Consider the following 19,003-nt stretch of genomic DNA (forward strand, 5'->3'; position numbering starts at 1 on the left):
ACAATATCATATTTTTTCAATGGATTTCTAATCATTTCACTTTTCTATTTAACTTTGCCTATCATAAATATATTCCGACTTAAGCCCATATTAATTATATTATTAATTAATTTGTGTTAATGTATCACTGTGCAATACGCACAATGATTACACTGATCTTTATGTCTTACTAATATATTAAACTTAAGGCTTAATATGTTATATTGTTGATAGTTACTTATGGAGATGTTATATAAGAGAAATAAAACAGCTTCTAAATATAATTTACAGGGAGGCACTATTAATGAATAGTTTTATAAAAGATCCAAAAGATATAAAAAAATACAGTAGTAAACCTACAACTTTTTACGATGCTGAAACACTAGCAGTTTATTGGGAAACAAAACCTGAGATTATTGCGCGTATACTTCCAGCACCACTAAAACCTGCTAAAAGACCTTTGGTACAGGCTTTTGTAGCTAATTATCCTAAAACCAATTTTTGCCCAGCATACAAGGAAGCAGCTTTATTGGTACTAGCTGATTTTAATGGAGAACTTGGAACCTATTGCCTTGCAATGCCTATAAGTGATGGCATGGCTATGGGACTTGGAAGAGAAATTTATGGTTTTCCAAAAAAGATGGCAGACATTGAACTTAAGAAGGACGGAGACAGTGTTTACGGGAGTGTATCTAGAAATGGAATAAACTTCTTTAATATAAATGCAAATCTTGATGGTAAATTTAATGCTAAAGATGGACAAGAAATACTTAAAGATAATTTTGGAAATGGATTACCTGTATTCAACTTTAAATATTCTAAATCACCAGATGGAAATGGATTTGATTTAAACCCTCTACTTGTAGAGCAAGGGGTAACCGAGGATACTAAAGTTCATAAGACAGGTAACTTTGAAATGAATTTAAAAGACTCTCCACATGATCCATGGGCAGAATTAGAAGTTGTAAAGATGTTAGGTTGTGATTACACTGTAGGAACTAAGGTTCTGTTAAGAGGTTCAGTTTTGGCAGAAGTAGACCCAATGGGATTTTTACCTTACTCAGCTTCAAAATGGGATTGGTGGGAAGATACTCTAGTAAAATAATATAAAAAAGGAGGATTTTTGTTATGAATAATTTATTTGATTTAACAGGTAAAGTTGCAGTTGTAACAGGGGCTTCTAGTGGTATAGGTATGGAAATGGCTAAAGCTTTTGCCGCGCAAGGTGCAGATGTAGCAATAATTGCAAGAAGATATGATAGACTTGAAACTCTAGCTAAAGAAATTGAATCTATGGGTAGAAAATCGCTTGCTGTAAAGTGTGACGTTACAAAAGAAGAAGAAGTAAAGAGTGCTGTAACTGCTATTTTAGATAAATTCGGTAAAATAGATATACTACTTAATAATGCTGGAGTAGCTTCGTTAGGCTCAGTAGACAATTTAGAAGAAGCCGAGTGGGATAGAGTTATAGATACAAATGTAAAGAGTATCTTTTTAATGTCAAAACACGTTGTAAAACATATGAAAGAAAGAAAATACGGCAAAATTATTAACACAGCTTCAATCTGTGGATTAATTGGCAGTATAGGAAAATCTTCTCCGCTACATGCTTACAACGCTTCGAAGGGTGCAGTAATTAATTTAACAAGAGGTATGGGTGCAACATTTGCTCAATATGGTATAACTGTTAATGCAATTGGACCAAGCCTTTTCAAAACTGAAATGACTGAAAGATCATTAGGTAATGATAAATTTTTAAATATGTATAATTCAATATGTCCTGTTGGAAGGCCTGGAAACCCAGGCGAATTAAATGGCGCAGCTATTTACTTTGCTTCAGATGCTTCTAGTTATACAACAGGTCAAACCTTATTTGTTGATGGTGGATGGACATCAATTTAAAAATATATCTATATTAGATTAATGAGATGATTTCTGAATTAACAGAAATCATCTTTTTTAAATCCCATTTGTTCCAAGTAAATGTCGAAAATTAGTGTTTTATAAATATTATTGATGTACAATTAAACCATATACACATTATACTATCGATAATGTGATTGTGTGATGAGGTGAATATCATGAGTGTTAGCTTTAATAATATTAGCAAACAGTTTTTGAAAAATTCAATTAATATTCACTTAAATGGTGAATCTAACACTTTATTTAATGATGCAAAATTACTTTCTAGTAATCAGAGCATCTTTTTTAAAGATACAATCTATGTAGGAAACGCTTCCACTTTTGTAAAATTGCTAACTAACTTTAAAGGAAATACTTTTGTGTTAATTAATGATAATGAAATGTGTTGTTCGGATTTGACTGCCTATGGACTGAATATAATTGAACTAAAAAGTTCCGAGGATATATTTGAAATATTTAATAAAACAAGTGACTTGTTTAAAGAGGATACCATTGAAAATCAAAATACTTCTGTATTATTAAAATCAGCTTTTTCTGGAAAAGGAATTGATGGAATAATTGAGGTTGCAGCATCTTTATTAAATAATCCATTGATTTTCGTGGATTCCAACTATAAAGTACTTGCTCATTCAGATATTAAATACATTACAGACCCTCTATGGCTAGAAAATTTAAAAAATAGATACTGTACCTATGACTTTATAGCAGGAGCAAAAAAACTAAAAAGTGTACAAAAATCTATTAAAAAAGATCATGTATTTGAAGTAATGACTACTTCTAGTACTTGCCTCGCGCTTTTATCAAGAGTTGTTATTGATCGAAAGCATATTGGCACCATAATATTACTAGCATGCAGAAAATCTTATTCTTTAGCAGACAAGAATCTTCTATCGCTAACAAGTAAAATTTTTGGTGAGGAAATGAAAAAAAATAACTTCTATAGAAATGCTGATAATTTGGCTTATTCAGAATTGATCTACGATGTGCTTAATGACAAAATTAGTAGCAGTAAAGTATTAAAAGATCGTATAAAAAGCGCTAACATAATATTAAGTGAAAATCTTGCTTCATTTGCTATAGATATTTCAAAATACAAATTTATAAAAAAACATCATAACTATTTAAATGATAATTTGAGTTTATATTTTCCTATAAGCAACACTGTATATTATAAGGACTGCGTTATAATTATCTGTGATTATGATAAATTTAATGTGAATACACAGAAATTTGATGATTTTAAAATATTTTTAAAGGATAATGCACTGAAGGCTGGGATGAGTAAATGTTTTACAGACATTTTAGCATTTAAAAAATATTATAAGCAATGTTTAAGCGCATTAAAAATCGGAGAAGTTATTGAGCCTGAAAATTCATGTACTTTATATTCCGATATTCAATTTTATGATCTTATTTCTTTAACACGTAATCAAATTGATTACCGTGAATTCTACCATCCATCCCTAGTTAAACTTAAGCAATATGACAATAAAAACAACTCGGATTTGTTCAACACACTTTATATATATTTAAAAAATAATAAACATTTATTAAAATCTTCAAGCGAACTATTCATTCATAGAAATACAATGAGTTATAGAATTAAAAAAATTTTTCAATTAATAGATATAGATCTCTCTTGTAGTGAAACTGTTTTTAACCTTATGTTTTCATATAAAATTATAGCTTGTTTAAAATTATTATAAAAAAATTAGTATTATATACCTTTCCATTTCCTCCAACTTGCCGGAATTTCCGACAAGTTGGATTTTCATCTAATTCACTATTAGCAAAAATATTTTTTAAATGTTCAGCAACAGTTGAACGACCTTTTTCATAAATCGCCTGCCTTCTCTACTGCTCTAATAGTAATATTTTCAACAATAGACTTACTTATTTCATCATCAGGTGTCGTAGTTGTTGCTTTTGCGCTTGGTTTAAGTTGTAAAACAACACTAAAAACAGTCTTTTAACAGAAAACAAACATTTGCTTAATGTGGATTTAACAGTGTCTTATTATAATGTAATTGTAAGTTGATTAAGAGGAGGTTACAAATGAATATAACGGATCATCACGTTCATACAGAATTTTCAGGTGATTGTGATACACCGATGGAAGTTATAATTAATAAAGCTAAAGAACTTGGATTAAAAGAAGTAATGTTTACGGACCATATGGACTTTGATTATCCAAGTAAGGATATAAATTTTGAAGTAGATTATAAAAAGTACCTAAATGTTCTGGAAAAACTTAGGATTAAATATAAAGAGATGGATATTCTAATGGGAATTGAAGTGGGATATCAGCCAGGTTTAAATGAAAGTATAAATAAATTATTAAACTCCTATGATTTTGATTTTGTAATATGTTCAATACACGCTTGGAACGGATATCAAATTATAGTTACTGAAGATCATGGCATGAACTCAGATTGTAACCATGGTGGAATTGAAGATGACGAAAGACATGTTCCACTGTGGACCATCGGAGAACAATTTGTTGCGGCTGATTGTTATATTGAAATAGACCTGATAAGCAAACATTGAGTAGCAGATTCAGTGGTTCCTTACACAGGCGCGTGTATTGAAATATATATTTATTTTCTAGATAATTTTCTATTTAACATTATGGAAGAATTCTGAATAATAAGGAGATACATTAATTTTAATGATATCTGTGTTAATAACATGTCTATATTAACAAACTATTTTAAAACTTGTATAGAAATATTTTCTTTAAAGTATAACTTTATAACTTTGTCCAATTTGCTCTGAATACATTACATCCAAAAAGGATTTTAGAACCAGGTTCTTCAAATATTTTTTTTCCTAATTCATAATAAACACCCACAAGATAAAACATTTTATAAAAATCAACAATAGATTTACTTATTTTTTTTGAATTTGTATCAGGCTAATTAGATTCATCATGTCTATTTATATTTAATTATTCTTTAGGTGTGAATACAAAATAATATTATTAGTATTCTATATTTTAAAAGCAACACTCCTACACATTATAGAAATGTTGCTTAGAAATAATTTAAGCCAAATTAAGTACCATCATCATTAATTTTGATTATGAATCTTCTTACACTTTAACTACCAAGGTAGATTAGAATGTAACACATCATTAAATTCACCAATTAACTGTTCTTGATATTCCCCCTTGTAGTTTCCATTTACAAACTTATCAAAAGCTTCATTATAAAATTTTTGCCATGACACCTCTTCCTTGCCTGGTATTATTGGATAGTATAAAACCCTATTGTCCTTAGCTGCTTTTAAATCTCCAGGAGCATCCCCCACCATTAATACATGAAGATTATCATATTTTTTATTTTTTACATATCCAATACATGAAGTTTTAGTTCCCATTTCCTGTCCAGCTAACACCTTAACAAAAGAAGCAATACCATGTTCATTCCATTCCTTTTTCAACGCCTCAGCATTAGCAGAAGAAATTACAACTACATCAGCATATTTTTGTGCTTTTTCTAAACTTTTGTGAACACTTTCAAAAGGTAAACAATCTACCTTAGATTTTGAAATCTCCTCGTTAACTAACTTAGACCAAATAATAGCTTTTTCTAATGTAACATCACTATGCTCTTTTATCCTAGCCTCAAGTAAAACATTAGATAATTTATCACTTCTTTTGGTCCACTCACATAGAAATTTAATATCTGGAAGTTCGAATTTTTTATTTAATATTGTTTTGTTATCCTTTAATAACTCAAAGACTTTTACTAATGCTAAAAAACGATTTATTCCTCGCCATTGTGAGTAAAGATTAACATAGTTCCATTCCTGTATAACCTCTTCTGCAATACTTTCCAACTTCCATATTTTAATCATCTTTGGTCCAAAAATCTCTTTATGCTTGTATTCCATGGTATTTAAAGCACATCCATCAGAATCAACACACACTAAAAACTCTTTCTCTTTTTTCATCTCTTTTAACTTTAATGCTGAGTCCATTTTGTATACCATCCTCATCAATACTTTTGGAATCAAAGTTTAACTTACTTCCAAAACAAATTTTGAATACTAAAAAATACGCCTTTTCCAACCTAATAATTTGGCTATCCCCTCCACAAAAAAGTAATCACCATAAATCAATGAAACATTTATGCCAACATTACCTGGTTTATTGCTAGTAGCAGAAGTTAACATTCCTTCCTTTTCTGGATTATTAAAGTTTGAATAGTTTTCTGCAAGAGAAAATAATATCTTTTCTGCCCATTTCTTGTAAATCTGCCCTTCCGCTTGACTAAGACAAGCAGCGATTTCAAGAAATCCTGAAGCTGCACACGCAGCTGCAGAAGTATCTCTTGGTTCACCAATATTTGATGGTAATCTAAAATCCCAATATGCAATGTTATCTTCAGGCATACAAGAAATAAAATATTTTGCAACCTTAATTGATGCTTCTAAATACTTAATGTCACCTGTAGATTTATATGTGTTTGCCATACCATATATTGCCCATGCTTGTCCCCTGCTCCAGGATGAACCTGGTCCATATCCTTGACCTCCCTTTTCATCTACAACTTCACCAGTTTCAGGATTGAAACATACAATATGTTTTACTGAACCGTCATCTCTTATAAATTCTCTAATTACTGTATCTGCATGCGCTACCCCTATATGTTTAAATCTTGGATCTCCTGACTCATTAGAAGCCCAGAACAGTAAAGATAAATTCATACACGTGTCAATAATTGACCAACCAATTTTTTCATCCTGATTCCAAGCACGAATAAAATTTCCCGCAATATTAAATCTTCCTGCTAGAAAATTTGCTGCAAAAATCCCACGTCGCCTTGCATCCTTATTACCAGTTATCTTATATTTAATAACTGCTGTTGGTAAAAATTGAAATCCTACATCATGATGAAACCTATTTTCCCGCAGGTACAAAGTTTCTATTTTTTCATCAAAGTTCCATGCAGAATTTTTATATTTATCTTTTCCAGTTATTTCATACATAACCCAAAGTATTCCTGGCCAAAAGCCAGATGTCCACCAATCATAGCTATTATTATCATAAACACCATCTTTAGTCATATGACTGGCTTTAGCATTTAGCGAATGCATATTTGAATTAACTTTTTTTTCAATTGCCTCTAATATATCTTGTGTACTTAAACTTACCATATTCGTACCTCCCAAAACCATTCTTTTATATTCATTCACTAAGTTTATACTCAATAGGCCATTCGCCTTCAGGAACTACTTCACCAAATATTACTCCTGCAACAACCTCTATATTGTCTGGTGAGGTTGCAAAAGTTATAACTACTGAATCTGCTTCCTTTGGTATACTTAATACTTCATAAGGAGTATTGGTAACTAATACTACTTGTTTAGATTTATCACCTACGATCTCTTTTATAATATCATTATTGGCAAGTTTTCCTCGTATATAGAAATTAGTTACAATTATGATATTATAGTCTTTAATTCTTCTCCGAATGTTCTCTATATCCTGTTCATCAAAAGTATAATTTGTTTCTAAATATGATATGTTTTTCTTATACTTAGTACATTTTTTAAAAAGTATGCCCGGATACCAGCTAAAATTATTAGGTGTTTTATTTATTTGTTCTATAACCAATATTTTTTCATCTTTACGTATAGGCAACAATTTGTTTCTATCTCTTGCCACAAGAACAGATTTTCTTCCAACTAATTTTGATAAAGCAACTATTCTCTTTTCATTAATTATATCCTCAGGCCTTTCACCTGTTATTGTTTCATAATTAAATAACCCATACTCATATTTTACATTTAATACTCTATACACTTTTTTGTCTAATTCTTCTATACTGATTTTTCCATCTTTAATAAATTCTTTTATTTTATTAAAAGTTTCTTCAACAAGACTCCCCTCAGCTTTCATAAGTACAAGATCTGCTCCAGCTTCAAGTGATAATGCACAAGCATTTGCAACTCCATACTTTATAGCAATCGCTCCCATGGTCATACTGTCTGTAGCAATTACTCCATCAAATTTTAATTTCTCTCTTAGTAATCCAGTTATTATCTTCTTTGAAACTGTAGCAATATGCTCGCTATCAAATGCGGGAAATATACTATGTGCTATCATTATAGACGGCAATAAGCCTTTATTTATAAGTACTTTATAAGGTAATAATTCTCGTTTTAACATAGTCTCTCTATCCACATTTATAACCGGTACCTCAAAGTGTGCATCCACAGGTGAATCTCCTCTTCCTGGAAAATGTTTACCTGTTGCAATTAAACCCCCTTCCTTAAAACCCAAACAAGATTGCTCTGAGTATTCCACTACTTCTTCCACTCTATCAGAATAAGCTCTTGTATAAACTTCAGGATTTCTAGGATCTACATTAATATCAATAACCGGAGAATGTATCCAATTAAAGCCCACTGCTTTACTTTGCTTAGAAACTGCTAAAGCAACTTCATAAGCAAGTTTGCTATCACCTGTTGCTCTTATTCCCATCGGTTTTGTGAATATATTTACTCCACTAAAATTAAAATCTGAACTAGTTCCACCCTCTTGATCATATGAAAAATGAAGTGGTATTCCGTGAGGCCTATTCATAGCTAATTTCTGAAATTCGCAAAGTAGCTTTTTATATTCAGACGCATTTGTAGTTGGAGGCTCTATACCATTTTTAAAACCTTTTTCATCTACAACATTAACAACAGTTTCTCCAGATTTAGGATTTACATAACTTCCAAAAATTCTTGAAGTTGGAGAAAGCCTTAACCCACCACAATGATATTTAGTTATAAACTCGTATATATGTGGCATTGCTATAGTTCCACTAAAACCTAATGTTAATAATGCTCCGACCTTTTCATCCAATGTCATCTTAGAAACTAGATTTTTCACATATTTATTCTCACTCTTCATAATTTCCTCCTATATAAGTTCTTACAAGGGTACCCTTAAACCCTAGTATATAAAAATCATCCTTTAACCCCTCCAACAGTCAAACCAGAAATAAATTGCTTACTGGCAAATACATATACTATAAGCATTGGTACCAATGCTATAGAAGCTCCAGCTACCATTATGTTCCATTGAATTGCCGCACCATCAGCATATTTTAGGTTTACAACTCCTACTGTCAAGGTCATAAGATCTTTGTTCATTATTGAAAATATAGATGGCAATACATATGAATTCCAAGCGTCTCTAAACGCAAACAATCCAACAACCCCTAGTATAGGCCTGATTAAAGGAATTATTATTTGCCAATAAATTCTAAACGTACTGCAACCATCTATTTTTGCAGCTTCGTCAAGTTCCTTTGGAATTCCTCTTACGAATCTTTCAACTATAAATATATTCATACCCTGAGCTCCTATTTGGATTAGAATTATTGCCCATAGACTTTTATTTAATCCAATACCTACCATCATAATATATAATGGTTTATATACAATTGCTCCTAAAGTTATAAACATTGTAGATAAAAGAACTGCTTTAAAAATTTTTTTACCAAAGAATTTCTTCCTTGCAAGTATATATCCCGCCATTGAGGAAATTAATAAAGCACCCAATGTAACAAAGAAGCAAAAATAAAGACTGTTCCAAGTATATATTGCAAAATTAGCTTTTTTCCATGCATCAATATAATTTGTAAGCCTCCATACCTTTGGTATGATATTACCACCTATCATTAGTTCCATATTACTTTTAAATGACCCTAAAATAATATAAACAACAGGAAACAATGTAAATATAATCATAGAAATTATAAAAATCCATTTTAATATATTAAGTAATATCATCGTAAGAGATTTTACATTTTTATAATTTGAATTAATTTCCATATTAATTCCACCTTTCATTTAGCATTTCACCTCATTTTATTGTATGTCCTCACTTGATTTTCTAGAGTAATAGAGATACGCGCACGTTATTAAACCAACAATAATAGCTGATACAAATGCTGCTGTAGCACCATAACCATAATTAGTTCTAAAATCAGAACCATCAGACATAGGAAAAAATAGCTTATATACATAAAGAAACATAACATCTGTGGATCCATTTGGCCCTCCGCCAGTAAGAACCATAATACTTTCATATCCCTTAAGTGATACAGTTATCGCCATCATAATTATAATCTGCATAACCGGTCCAAGCATAGGAATGGTTATATACCAGGTTGTTTGCAACTTATTTGCACCATCAATCTCAGCACTTTCATATATTTCTTGCGGTATTGATTGAAGACCCGCAATAAAATAAATCATATAATTACCTATCGCTCCCCATACTGCTACTAAAATTACTGACAGCATAGCATACTTTTCACCTAGCCAATTAATAGGCTGGCTAACTATATGGAAGCTTATTAATATCTGGTTAAGTACACCGTTGTATGGATTCAATATGTAATAAAACATCATAGCCATAACAGCGGTACTGATAATTGTAGGCATAAAAATCATAGCTCTAACTACATCTTTTCCTTTTAATTTTTCATTTATAAGTAATGCAAGTAAAAAAGATATTGGAATAGTCAAAAGGATTTTCCCACCACCATAAATAAATGTATTCAAAACTGTTTTCCAGAAATAAGTATCTCTTGTGAAAATTCTAACAAAATTCCCCATACCTATAAACTTAGCTGGTGTAGACTCGTCAAATTCACAAAACATATACCTAAGAACCCATACTAATGGATATATAGAAAATACCAAAAGAAAAATAAAACTAGGTAGAATCATTCCATATGTCTGCAGTCTTTCTTTTAAATTTTCTTTCTTAGTGAAATTTAAAGACTTATTAGTATTATTTTTTCTTGTAACCTGCATGCCTCTTCCCCCTTTTTTAAAATTGTGCCTGGACTCTTATGTCTTTCCAGAGCCTGGCACATTTAATTTGTATTTAATATTTATTTACCAATTAGGGATGATGGATTAAAATTAGCTTTCTTGTAATCTTTTACTTTTCCTGATTTAATAGCTTGGTCTAGAGCATCGTTGTATTTTTTATTAAGAGGTCCTATTTCTTTATCAAAGGTTGTTCCTCCAGTAATAACATTTGCAAATATATCATTAAAAGGACTTCCTTCAATTTTAAGAGCTCTTACATTAGGTATTGGTGGATAAATAGCATCCTCTTTTGTAGGTAAGAAATCACTCATAGCCTTAATAGTTGATTTTTTTGACTTAGCCAATACTGATGGAACCATAACTACGCCTAAGCCCTTTTCATTGTAGCCCGTTTGTACTGCATCTGAGTAGAAAAATTTTATTGCATCCCAAACTTGATCTTTATGTGCTGACTTACTGCTCATAAACAACCATCTTAGTCCGCTTATATAAGCTGGTGCTTTTACATTTCCATCAATTGTAGGAACTGGAGCTGCTGCATAGTCAACTGTGGATTTAGGAGATAACGCATCATACCAAGATGGTTCCCATGCTCCTGACAAATACATTCCTATTTTTCCTTGTGCAAATTGTGTTCTCATTGGATCTACATCAAGCGATTCGAAACCTGGGAACATAGAACCATCTTTAGCCATAGTAGCAAATGCTTGTACTATAGGTTTATATGGAGAAAAATTGAATAACCCAGTTTTATAATCATAATTTCTGAACCCACTCATCTGACCAATTATATTAATTGATCTCTCAATAGATGTTTGAGTATTCTTCATATTAATTGCAAACCCATATGCTTTGTCTGCTTTTCCTACTTCTGTTATCTTCTTAGCATCTACAACCATTTCATTTACTGTTTTTGGAGGCGCAGCAATACCGGCTTTCTTAAATAAATCCTTATTATACATAAGTCTATAAGTTATGCCTGTATTAATTAGGCTGTAAATCTTTCCATCTACACCATTATCTCCTTCACTATATAACTTTGTTCCATAACGCGCCTTCATCGCCGGAGTTAAATATTTGTCTAATGGTTCAATTTGACCCTTTGGAACATAATAACTTGCTATATCTTGGCCTGTGAATATATCAGGTGCCTGGTTTGATTGAAAAGCTAAATCCAGTGCTTGCCTAAAATTATTGGAACTTTGAACAACATAATCAATTGTAACTCCTACCTTGTTTTCTTTATTGTACTTTGCTACCATAGCTTTCATATAGACAGAATCAGAATTTTGAAATGTCCACCATGTTAGTTTTACCGGTGTTACTGTAGCCTGGCCACTTTTTTTCACTGCTTGACCATTTGATGATCCACAACCTACAAGTAAAGTTGCTGTTATACTAAAAGCTATTGCTTGTGTTAGAAATCGTATACATTTACCCTTCATCTTAAAACCCCCCATTAATTATTTTCGATAACCCCAGTTTAATATATATAGTAAAATCAGACAATGCGAATATCTTCAAAAAAGGGAGAAAAACTTTAAAAGGTTATATACCCGCTTTTAAAGTTTTCTATATTTCTCAACATATTTCTTAGGTGTTAGTCCAGTACATTTCTTAAATATTTCACTAAAATACCTTCTATCTTTATAACCAACCTTTTCTGCTATCTCATAAACCTTGTTTCTCCCTGAAAGTAGGAGAAATTTCGCCTCCTCAATCCTTAACCGTGTTACCCTCTCAACAAAGTTTTCATTGTAATGTTCTTTTATTAGTGTTGATATATAGCTAGGGCTTATAAATATATGCTTCGATATATTATTTAAAGATATATCCATCATATAGTTTTCATTAATATAATCATTAATTAAATCTATATTTCTCTTCTCATTTTCTTTTTTTGAATTGAAAATGTAACTCGTTATTTCAATGATTGCTTTCTTTAATTTATCTTTAACTTCCCTTAATGTCTCAAGGTTATTTAATTTATTTACGTACTCCAACTCATCTCCTAAAATCTCTTTTATGCTTATTTCTTCTACCATAAGCTCTTTTGAAATTGAAAATATAAATTCACTTAGATAACTTTTTATTAGCTTTGGTAAATTGGGGTTTTTGTTACGTATCTCCTCAATAAAAGACTCAAAAATCTCCTCAACTCGCTCTACTGCTCCTATTTTCATGTACCTTATAAGATTCTCTAAGATTTTATGGGGGTATCTAAACGTTATATCACCAGTTACATCTATATCATTAATACTAATAATGCTATTTTTACCAATAGTAAATTTGTTTTCTACCGACTGCACAGCTTCCTTATAAGAAACCGAAATATCCTGAGGCCTCTCATACTGCCTCCCAATTCCAATAGAAACTGACAAATGCAGATATTGGTTTATTCTTTGCTTACACTTTTCAGCAATAGAAAAAATATTATTGTCCTTGTCATTCATTATAATAGCTATTGTGGACTTATTACTTTCAAATACAACATTCTTACAGAACCATCCAGTAGTTTCCTCTAGTATGTTTACAATACCGAACATTACCAAATCATAGTCTCCACCGTACTCTAAAGAATAAACCTTTTCATAATCATCAAGTGAAACAACCATCACTGTGAAATTTTCAACATCAAGGTCGACATCCAAGTAACTCAGTTTTTCCTTCATACCGATAATCTCATTTTCCACATCAGATACTAAATAAGTAAAGTACTTATCTTTAACCAAATGCAGATTTTCTTTAACTCTTTTACTTAGTTCTATATTTTCACTAAACCTCATTTCTCCAATTAATATCTCTTCTTTTGCTCTTAATACCGCTTCTGTTATGGTTTCAATGGTAGCAGGCTTTAACAAATATTCTTTCGCTCCCAGCCTCATAGCCTGTTGGGCGTACATAAATTCACCATATCCACTTAGCAATATTATTTTGACTGTCTCATCAAACTCTATAGCCTTTTGGGTCAATTGCAATCCATCCATAACTGGCATTTTTATATCTGTTATAATAATTTTTGGTTTAAACTTTTTCACTAATTTTAATGCTTCTAATCCATTTGATGCAGTACCTATAATCTCAACACCAATTTCTCTCCAGTTACCTAATTTTTCGATGCCTCTTACTATATCTTCCTTATCATCTACTACTATCATTCCATACATAACTATATTTCCTCCGCAGGTATTATTATTTCAACAGAAGTTTCTTTAAAAGGCTCACTTCTAAGATTAATGCTACATTCTTTTCCATAGTTTAACTTTAATCTCTGATATACATTTTTTAACGCATATCCCTCTGATTCAGTTACATTTTCTTGTAGAGATTTCCTAATAACATCAATATTCATTCCTCGACCATTATCCTTAACCACTAAGATAATATTATTTTCCTTCACATTCACATCTATAATTATATTTCCCTTATAGTCGATACCATTAAATCCATGAAGCAACGAATTTTCCACAAATGGCTGAAGGATAGTCTTTACGATATAGTATCTGGATATGTCCCCGTCTATATTAATTACATAATCAAATTTCCCCTTATACATGTTACTTTCTAAATATAAATAATTTCTTACATGTTCAATCTCGCTTTCAACTTGAATTTTATCCTGTCCCTTACTTAACCCAATTCTTAAGAGTTTAGACAATGAAATTATCATTTCACTTACCTCTTCATTTTCCCCTAACTTTGACTTCCAATATATTGAATCTAAAGTATTATAAAGAAAATGAGGATTTATTTGTGCTTGGAGGGCTTTTATTTCTGCTTTAGACTTTTGTTTTTGCTCTTCTTTAGTCTTTTCACGTTCAAGTCCAAGATCTTTTATTAGAGATTGTATCTCGTCTAACATTCCATTAAAACTTTCTCCAAGTTGTCCTATTTCATCTGAATAGATATTTTTAAATCTGGAATCTAATTCCCCACTCTGAACTTTTAAAATAGTATTCCTTAATCTATAAATGGGTTTTGTTATAGTTGATGCTACAAGTATTGACATCATTCCTGCAAAACTTATAGTAAATAACCCAATTAATAAAACTGTTATCTGCAAACTATTCACATCTTTAAGTAGTTCTGATTCTGGTTGAATCATTATGGTTTTCCATCCATTTATTGCTACAATAGCATAGTTTACATAAAGCTTTTGATTATTATATTTATACTTAAAATACCCGCTACTATTATTTAGTTTGTACAGAAAATTTTTATCTTTTAATAATGGTGCATAGTCCTTATCATCAACACACGTGACAACGCTTTCATCAGTATTAAGTAAAAATATACTTCCCTTATTATTTGAACTAATCTCTTCTAAGCTTGCTTTAAACGCATTTTCTTTTAAATTAAGTACCAGTACTGCCCTATCATACACTCCATCTATTGTTGTACTTAATACAACAGGAATTACGTCGGATTTGTTATCAAATATTACATCCTGACAACCAGATTGCCAGGAAATAACGTGATTTATTTGATAACCTTTATAGAGATTAGATTTAGTAAAATCAAATCCTGTTCTTACTGTGTTATTATTCTCATGAAATACTCCATTGGTAGTAAATAGAAAAATAGAATCCACAAATGTATCCTTTAACCTAGTTTGCTGAAATAGACTTTGCATGGTGGTTGATTCTATTGCATAGTTGTACTGTGGATTCCATAATATATTATTTAATGACAACTTAAAAGTTTGGTCTTGAAAAATACCTTGAGTTAAGTTAATTATTTTAGTAAGTTTTTCATCATAATACTTTACTAGCTGTACAGTTATCTCATGTGTTTCATTATAGCTTTTTTGTGACACTATATTCTTAGATTGTATGTACAGAAATATTAATGTGCTTGCTGTTGACACTGAAATCAATACTGTTGTAGCTAGAGCTATTTTATTCTTTAGTTTTAAATTTTTAAAACGTACAATACTCCTTTGTAAAAAAATTGATACAGTAGTCATTTCACACCTCACTCGTATAATAATGTTATTTTAATATTTTCATTATACTACCATATTTGCTTATTTACTAAAATTTGTTTTATACCACCTGATTATTTTAATACATTCACTTGAGTAAATTCTGTTATATATCATTATATATGATTTATTATATTCCTAAGTGGTAAGCTAATTTTCTTAGAGATAAATATAGTATACTATACAGTATAGGATTTGTGCTCGGTTGAGTCCATAATGCAATGAGGTTGGTATATATGGTAGAACCTATGAACGATGGTAGCTAACTCCCTAATCCACAAAAGATAAACGGCACCTAGTATGTTGATTTACACTTTATCTTAATAATGTTCAAGGTTAAAATTTAAAATAAAAGAGTAGCATCGCTACTCCAAGTGTCAAGCTTATTTAATTTATTATTCATCATAATTATATAGGATACATTGACAGCTATCACTGATAAAGCACATGCAAGCATTATCTTTTGGAACAACTGCATTATAAATATCAATAAAATGATTGACTTCATCACTTACTTTGAATATCATTTCCAAACACTTGAATTTCCGTCAATGCTGCAAAATCAATCTCTTCTTCTGCCTTTTTAAAATTCAATAGCTTCATCCATGTAATTACTTTTTTATCAAACTCAAAATACTGAGCATCATAAGACCTCACAGGTTCTACAATTTTATTACTTCCATCAGAAAATTCTACTCTTATAAAATTCCAGAAAGTATCATGTGGATAATCAGCTCTTAAATATAAAGCTATTTTATCCACTTGTACTTTTCTTCCAAAATCAATCTTGATTTGTGCATCTTCTCTTTGATCAGTTCCCCATGACTGATAAGGCCAGCTACCATGACTTTGCGTATCTACTCGTCCATCAATAACATTTCGAGCCGCGAAAACCGACTCGTTTCTAGTCTCCACATTTGCTATTGCATGTGGGTAGTAAGTTGTTTCTCCTCGCTTATCCATTACATTTTCAGCAAGGTCTCTATACGCATAAACTTCGTCTTTGTTAGCAATTCTCATACTAATATTGTGGTTTTTTCCTTTAAAAGTATTTTCAGAATATGGTTTCGCCTGTTCATCAAAAGGTATTAGAAACTCCAATGTGCTCCCAATTAAATATATTAAGGCCCCCTTTAATTTATCGTCTATCTTAATTACTAAATATTTATTATCGGATATATTTGTAAAATGAATTTTATCCCCTTCTTGATAACTTTCTTCATAAACAAGTGAAACTTCCTTATGTCCAGAAATTTTACTTATAATTACATTAGACTCATTTATAATCGCTATAGTTAGTTCATTTATATTGGTTTGATTCATAACTAAAAGCCTCCATTATTTTATTTAGTTTACTTCATAACACTAAATTTTATTTTTATATATTATTGTAATTATTATGGCAAATTTATTAATAATTTATATTGAAATATTTCCTTAAGAAAGAACTTTATAAATTTGAATTCATCTGTAAATGTTCTCATTTTTATTATTTAGGTGTAAGTCGTCTAAACATTTCTAATGTTATTTCACCTTGAACTTTTTCCCCATTAGTCCATCTTATTAAATCATCTATAATTATTTCTCCAAATTTACTTCTCCAATAGCTAGAAAATCCTCCTATGTGAGGTGTACAAAAAACATTCTTCAGCTTTAATAATTCATAATTTTGACTTAAAGGTTCCGTGTGGTATACATCAATAGCTGCAAAATATCTATTTTCACTTAAACTTTCAATTAAAGCTCTCTCCTCAATTATCGCTGCTCTCGAAGTATTTACAAGTAGTGCACCATCTTTTATAAGACTTAATTCTTTCTTTCCAAACATACCCTTTGTCGAATCTGTTAGTGTATTATGCAAAGATATAATTTGACTTTCTTTTAGAAGTTTTTCCAAATTTACAAGTTTAACACCAAGGGCATCTGCTTCTTCATTATTACAATGTTTTGAATATAAAAGTATCTCCACATCATAAGGCTTAAGCAATCTTATAACTTCTTTTGAAATACAACCATATCCAATTAACCCTATTGTTTGTTTATATAATCCCATTACTATACCTTCACTACTTTTACCCCAAATCCCTCTCTTTAAATTTAAGTTAAAACCATTATGATTCCATGCACCCGCCATCATTAATCCTACAGTGTGCTCTGCTGTCGACCTTGCCAAAACATTATTAGCGTTGACTACAACAATCTTTTTTTGAAATATGTCCTCATCCATAATAGGTACTACAGTGCCAGCTGCATGTCCAATAAACTTTAAATTAACAGCTTCATTAAGAACCTCTGATGTGAATTTAGGAGAGTGCCATGAAGTTATACACGCGTCATATTGTGGAATAGCATTTTTGAGCTCTTCTACACTATATATTTTCCCCTCCTCTATCCAATGAACTTCTGATATAGCATATAATTTTTCTAATGCTTCAGTACTAAAAAGTATTCTTTTTAGACTAATATCTGATATCGTTATAAGTGTTTTCAAAATAATGCACCTCCAAAATATATATACTAATAACCCGATCTACAAATTTTACTCCTGCTTCTGCAAAGGCTTCTTCACACCATAGATTCTAATTTACTGGGTTATACGCATAAGCTTATTGCTCTATAATTTTTACTCCAGTAGAATAACTTTGAATTACCTTTAACCATCTGTCAAGTTAAAAAGTCCTCATTATCATAATATAAAGTGATAATAAGTAAAATGGTTTTTATGCTTTATTTAAAAAAATCTTCTCTTTGTGTTGTAAACACGTCTATATGGTTGATTCCTCTAGTGCTAAAACTCCATGTAATATATTGGGTTTAATGTAATAAGTATCGCCATGTTTTACTGTTTCCTTTCTCCCATCAATATTTAACTTAAAACTTCCCTTTGTAATTTAACTGATTTGTTCATTTTTATGTAAATGAATTTCTACAACTGCATCTTTAGCAAATGTTACCTCTACCATCATTATATTATTATTAACATATGCAAGTAACTTACGAGACACACCCTTGCCAAGCCCATCAACTTTAACATCATTATTTTTAACTATAATATTTTTCTCCCCTATAATGTAGTTGTAAGCATTGATAATAAATCAGTCATAATAACTACCAACTATACAACTAATATCTTATCTAATATTCGCAACTCATAATTTAATTTTAGTTAACCTTATCTTAATTGTGATTATTGTCAATTACCAATATTGGATACTAGTAACCAGTTAATCCACAATGATATAATATCTCCTGAATAGAGAAGATAGATGTTTC

14 protein-coding genes are annotated in these 19,003 nt (G+C 30.7%); 4 read left to right on the forward strand and 10 right to left on the reverse strand.

All coding sequences use genetic code 11. The annotated features are described in order from the left end of the window. The first annotated feature begins 283 nt into the window (after window positions 1–283). The 4 genes from Q0649_RS05465 (at window position 284) to Q0649_RS05480 (ending at window position 4,449) form a co-directional block, all read left to right on the forward strand. Window positions 284–1,084, forward strand: a complete 801-nt coding sequence (locus tag Q0649_RS05465; protein WP_298838506.1) for an acetoacetate decarboxylase family protein — start codon at window positions 284–286, stop codon at window positions 1,082–1,084. A gap of 23 nt (window positions 1,085–1,107) precedes the next feature. Then, window positions 1,108–1,881 (forward strand): SDR family NAD(P)-dependent oxidoreductase, encoded by a 774-nt coding sequence (locus tag Q0649_RS05470; protein ID WP_298838509.1) that lies wholly within the window; start codon window positions 1,108–1,110, stop codon window positions 1,879–1,881. A 179-nt stretch (window positions 1,882–2,060) separates the two neighbouring features. Continuing rightward, the gene (locus Q0649_RS05475; protein ID WP_298838511.1) at window positions 2,061–3,608 is read left to right on the forward strand and encodes a CdaR family transcriptional regulator; all 1,548 of its coding nucleotides are present in this window, start codon (window positions 2,061–2,063) and stop codon (window positions 3,606–3,608) included. A 349-nt stretch (window positions 3,609–3,957) separates the two neighbouring features. Then, window positions 3,958–4,449, forward strand: a complete 492-nt coding sequence (locus Q0649_RS05480) for a histidinol-phosphatase HisJ family protein (protein WP_298838512.1) — start codon at window positions 3,958–3,960, stop codon at window positions 4,447–4,449. 555 nt (window positions 4,450–5,004) lie between these two features. Here the strand turns inward: Q0649_RS05480 and Q0649_RS05485 are convergent. The 10 genes from Q0649_RS05485 to Q0649_RS05530 form a co-directional block, all read right to left on the reverse strand. After that, on the reverse strand, window positions 5,005–5,883 hold the full coding sequence (locus Q0649_RS05485) for an HAD hydrolase-like protein (RefSeq protein WP_298838514.1): 879 nt from the start codon (window positions 5,881–5,883) through the stop codon (window positions 5,005–5,007). Window positions 5,884–5,952: 69 nt separating this feature from the next. Continuing rightward, on the reverse strand, window positions 5,953–7,062 hold the full coding sequence (locus tag Q0649_RS05490) for a glycoside hydrolase family 88 protein (protein ID WP_298838516.1): 1,110 nt from the start codon (window positions 7,060–7,062) through the stop codon (window positions 5,953–5,955). A gap of 31 nt (window positions 7,063–7,093) precedes the next feature. After that, window positions 7,094–8,809 (reverse strand): glycoside hydrolase family 3 protein, encoded by a 1,716-nt coding sequence (locus tag Q0649_RS05495; RefSeq protein ID WP_298838518.1) that lies wholly within the window; start codon window positions 8,807–8,809, stop codon window positions 7,094–7,096. A 56-nt stretch (window positions 8,810–8,865) separates the two neighbouring features. Further along, window positions 8,866–9,735, reverse strand: a complete 870-nt coding sequence (locus tag Q0649_RS05500; protein ID WP_298838520.1) for a carbohydrate ABC transporter permease — start codon at window positions 9,733–9,735, stop codon at window positions 8,866–8,868. A 36-nt stretch (window positions 9,736–9,771) separates the two neighbouring features. Then, the gene (locus tag Q0649_RS05505; protein ID WP_298838522.1) at window positions 9,772–10,725 is read right to left on the reverse strand and encodes a carbohydrate ABC transporter permease; all 954 of its coding nucleotides are present in this window, start codon (window positions 10,723–10,725) and stop codon (window positions 9,772–9,774) included. An 80-nt stretch (window positions 10,726–10,805) separates the two neighbouring features. Further along, complete coding sequence (locus Q0649_RS05510) at window positions 10,806–12,191, reverse strand: ABC transporter substrate-binding protein (protein WP_298838525.1); 1,386 nt, start codon at window positions 12,189–12,191, stop codon at window positions 10,806–10,808. Window positions 12,192–12,308: 117 nt separating this feature from the next. Beyond that, window positions 12,309–13,913, reverse strand: coding sequence for a response regulator (locus tag Q0649_RS05515; RefSeq protein WP_298838528.1), 1,605 nt, complete (start codon window positions 13,911–13,913; stop codon window positions 12,309–12,311). Between the two features lie 2 nt (window positions 13,914–13,915). Beyond that, complete coding sequence (locus Q0649_RS05520; RefSeq protein ID WP_298838531.1) at window positions 13,916–15,712, reverse strand: sensor histidine kinase; 1,797 nt, start codon at window positions 15,710–15,712, stop codon at window positions 13,916–13,918. Between the two features lie 525 nt (window positions 15,713–16,237). Beyond that, on the reverse strand, window positions 16,238–17,053 hold the full coding sequence (locus Q0649_RS05525) for a carbohydrate-binding protein (RefSeq protein ID WP_298838534.1): 816 nt from the start codon (window positions 17,051–17,053) through the stop codon (window positions 16,238–16,240). A 166-nt stretch (window positions 17,054–17,219) separates the two neighbouring features. After that, complete coding sequence (locus tag Q0649_RS05530; protein WP_298838537.1) at window positions 17,220–18,221, reverse strand: hydroxyacid dehydrogenase; 1,002 nt, start codon at window positions 18,219–18,221, stop codon at window positions 17,220–17,222. Window positions 18,222–19,003 lie beyond the last annotated feature (782 nt).

Origin of the sequence: uncultured Clostridium sp. (genome assembly GCF_937920395.1) — a bacterium.
GTDB lineage: Bacteria > Bacillota > Clostridia > Clostridiales > Clostridiaceae > Clostridium_AD.

Bases quoted from the DNA above. Each gene is read 5' to 3' on its own strand.
- Q0649_RS05515 (WP_298838528.1), bottom strand. From the start codon at position 13,913: ATGTATGGAATGATAGTAGTAGATGATAAGGAAGATATAGTAAGAGGC.
- Q0649_RS05480 (WP_298838512.1), top strand. From the start codon at position 3,958: ATGAATATAACGGATCATCACGTTCATACAGAATTTTCAGGTGATTGT.
- Q0649_RS05490 (WP_298838516.1), bottom strand. From the start codon at position 7,062: ATGGTAAGTTTAAGTACACAAGATATATTAGAGGCAATTGAAAAAAAA.
- Q0649_RS05520 (WP_298838531.1), bottom strand. From the start codon at position 15,712: ATGACTACTGTATCAATTTTTTTACAAAGGAGTATTGTACGTTTTAAA.
- Q0649_RS05495 (WP_298838518.1), bottom strand. From the start codon at position 8,809: ATGAAGAGTGAGAATAAATATGTGAAAAATCTAGTTTCTAAGATGACA.
- Q0649_RS05485 (WP_298838514.1), bottom strand. From the start codon at position 5,883: ATGGACTCAGCATTAAAGTTAAAAGAGATGAAAAAAGAGAAAGAGTTT.
- Q0649_RS05475 (WP_298838511.1), top strand. From the start codon at position 2,061: ATGAGTGTTAGCTTTAATAATATTAGCAAACAGTTTTTGAAAAATTCA.
- Q0649_RS05510 (WP_298838525.1), bottom strand. From the start codon at position 12,191: ATGAAGGGTAAATGTATACGATTTCTAACACAAGCAATAGCTTTTAGT.
- Q0649_RS05505 (WP_298838522.1), bottom strand. From the start codon at position 10,725: ATGCAGGTTACAAGAAAAAATAATACTAATAAGTCTTTAAATTTCACT.
- Q0649_RS05465 (WP_298838506.1), top strand. From the start codon at position 284: ATGAATAGTTTTATAAAAGATCCAAAAGATATAAAAAAATACAGTAGT.
- Q0649_RS05470 (WP_298838509.1), top strand. From the start codon at position 1,108: ATGAATAATTTATTTGATTTAACAGGTAAAGTTGCAGTTGTAACAGGG.
- Q0649_RS05500 (WP_298838520.1), bottom strand. From the start codon at position 9,735: ATGGAAATTAATTCAAATTATAAAAATGTAAAATCTCTTACGATGATA.
- Q0649_RS05525 (WP_298838534.1), bottom strand. From the start codon at position 17,053: ATGAATCAAACCAATATAAATGAACTAACTATAGCGATTATAAATGAG.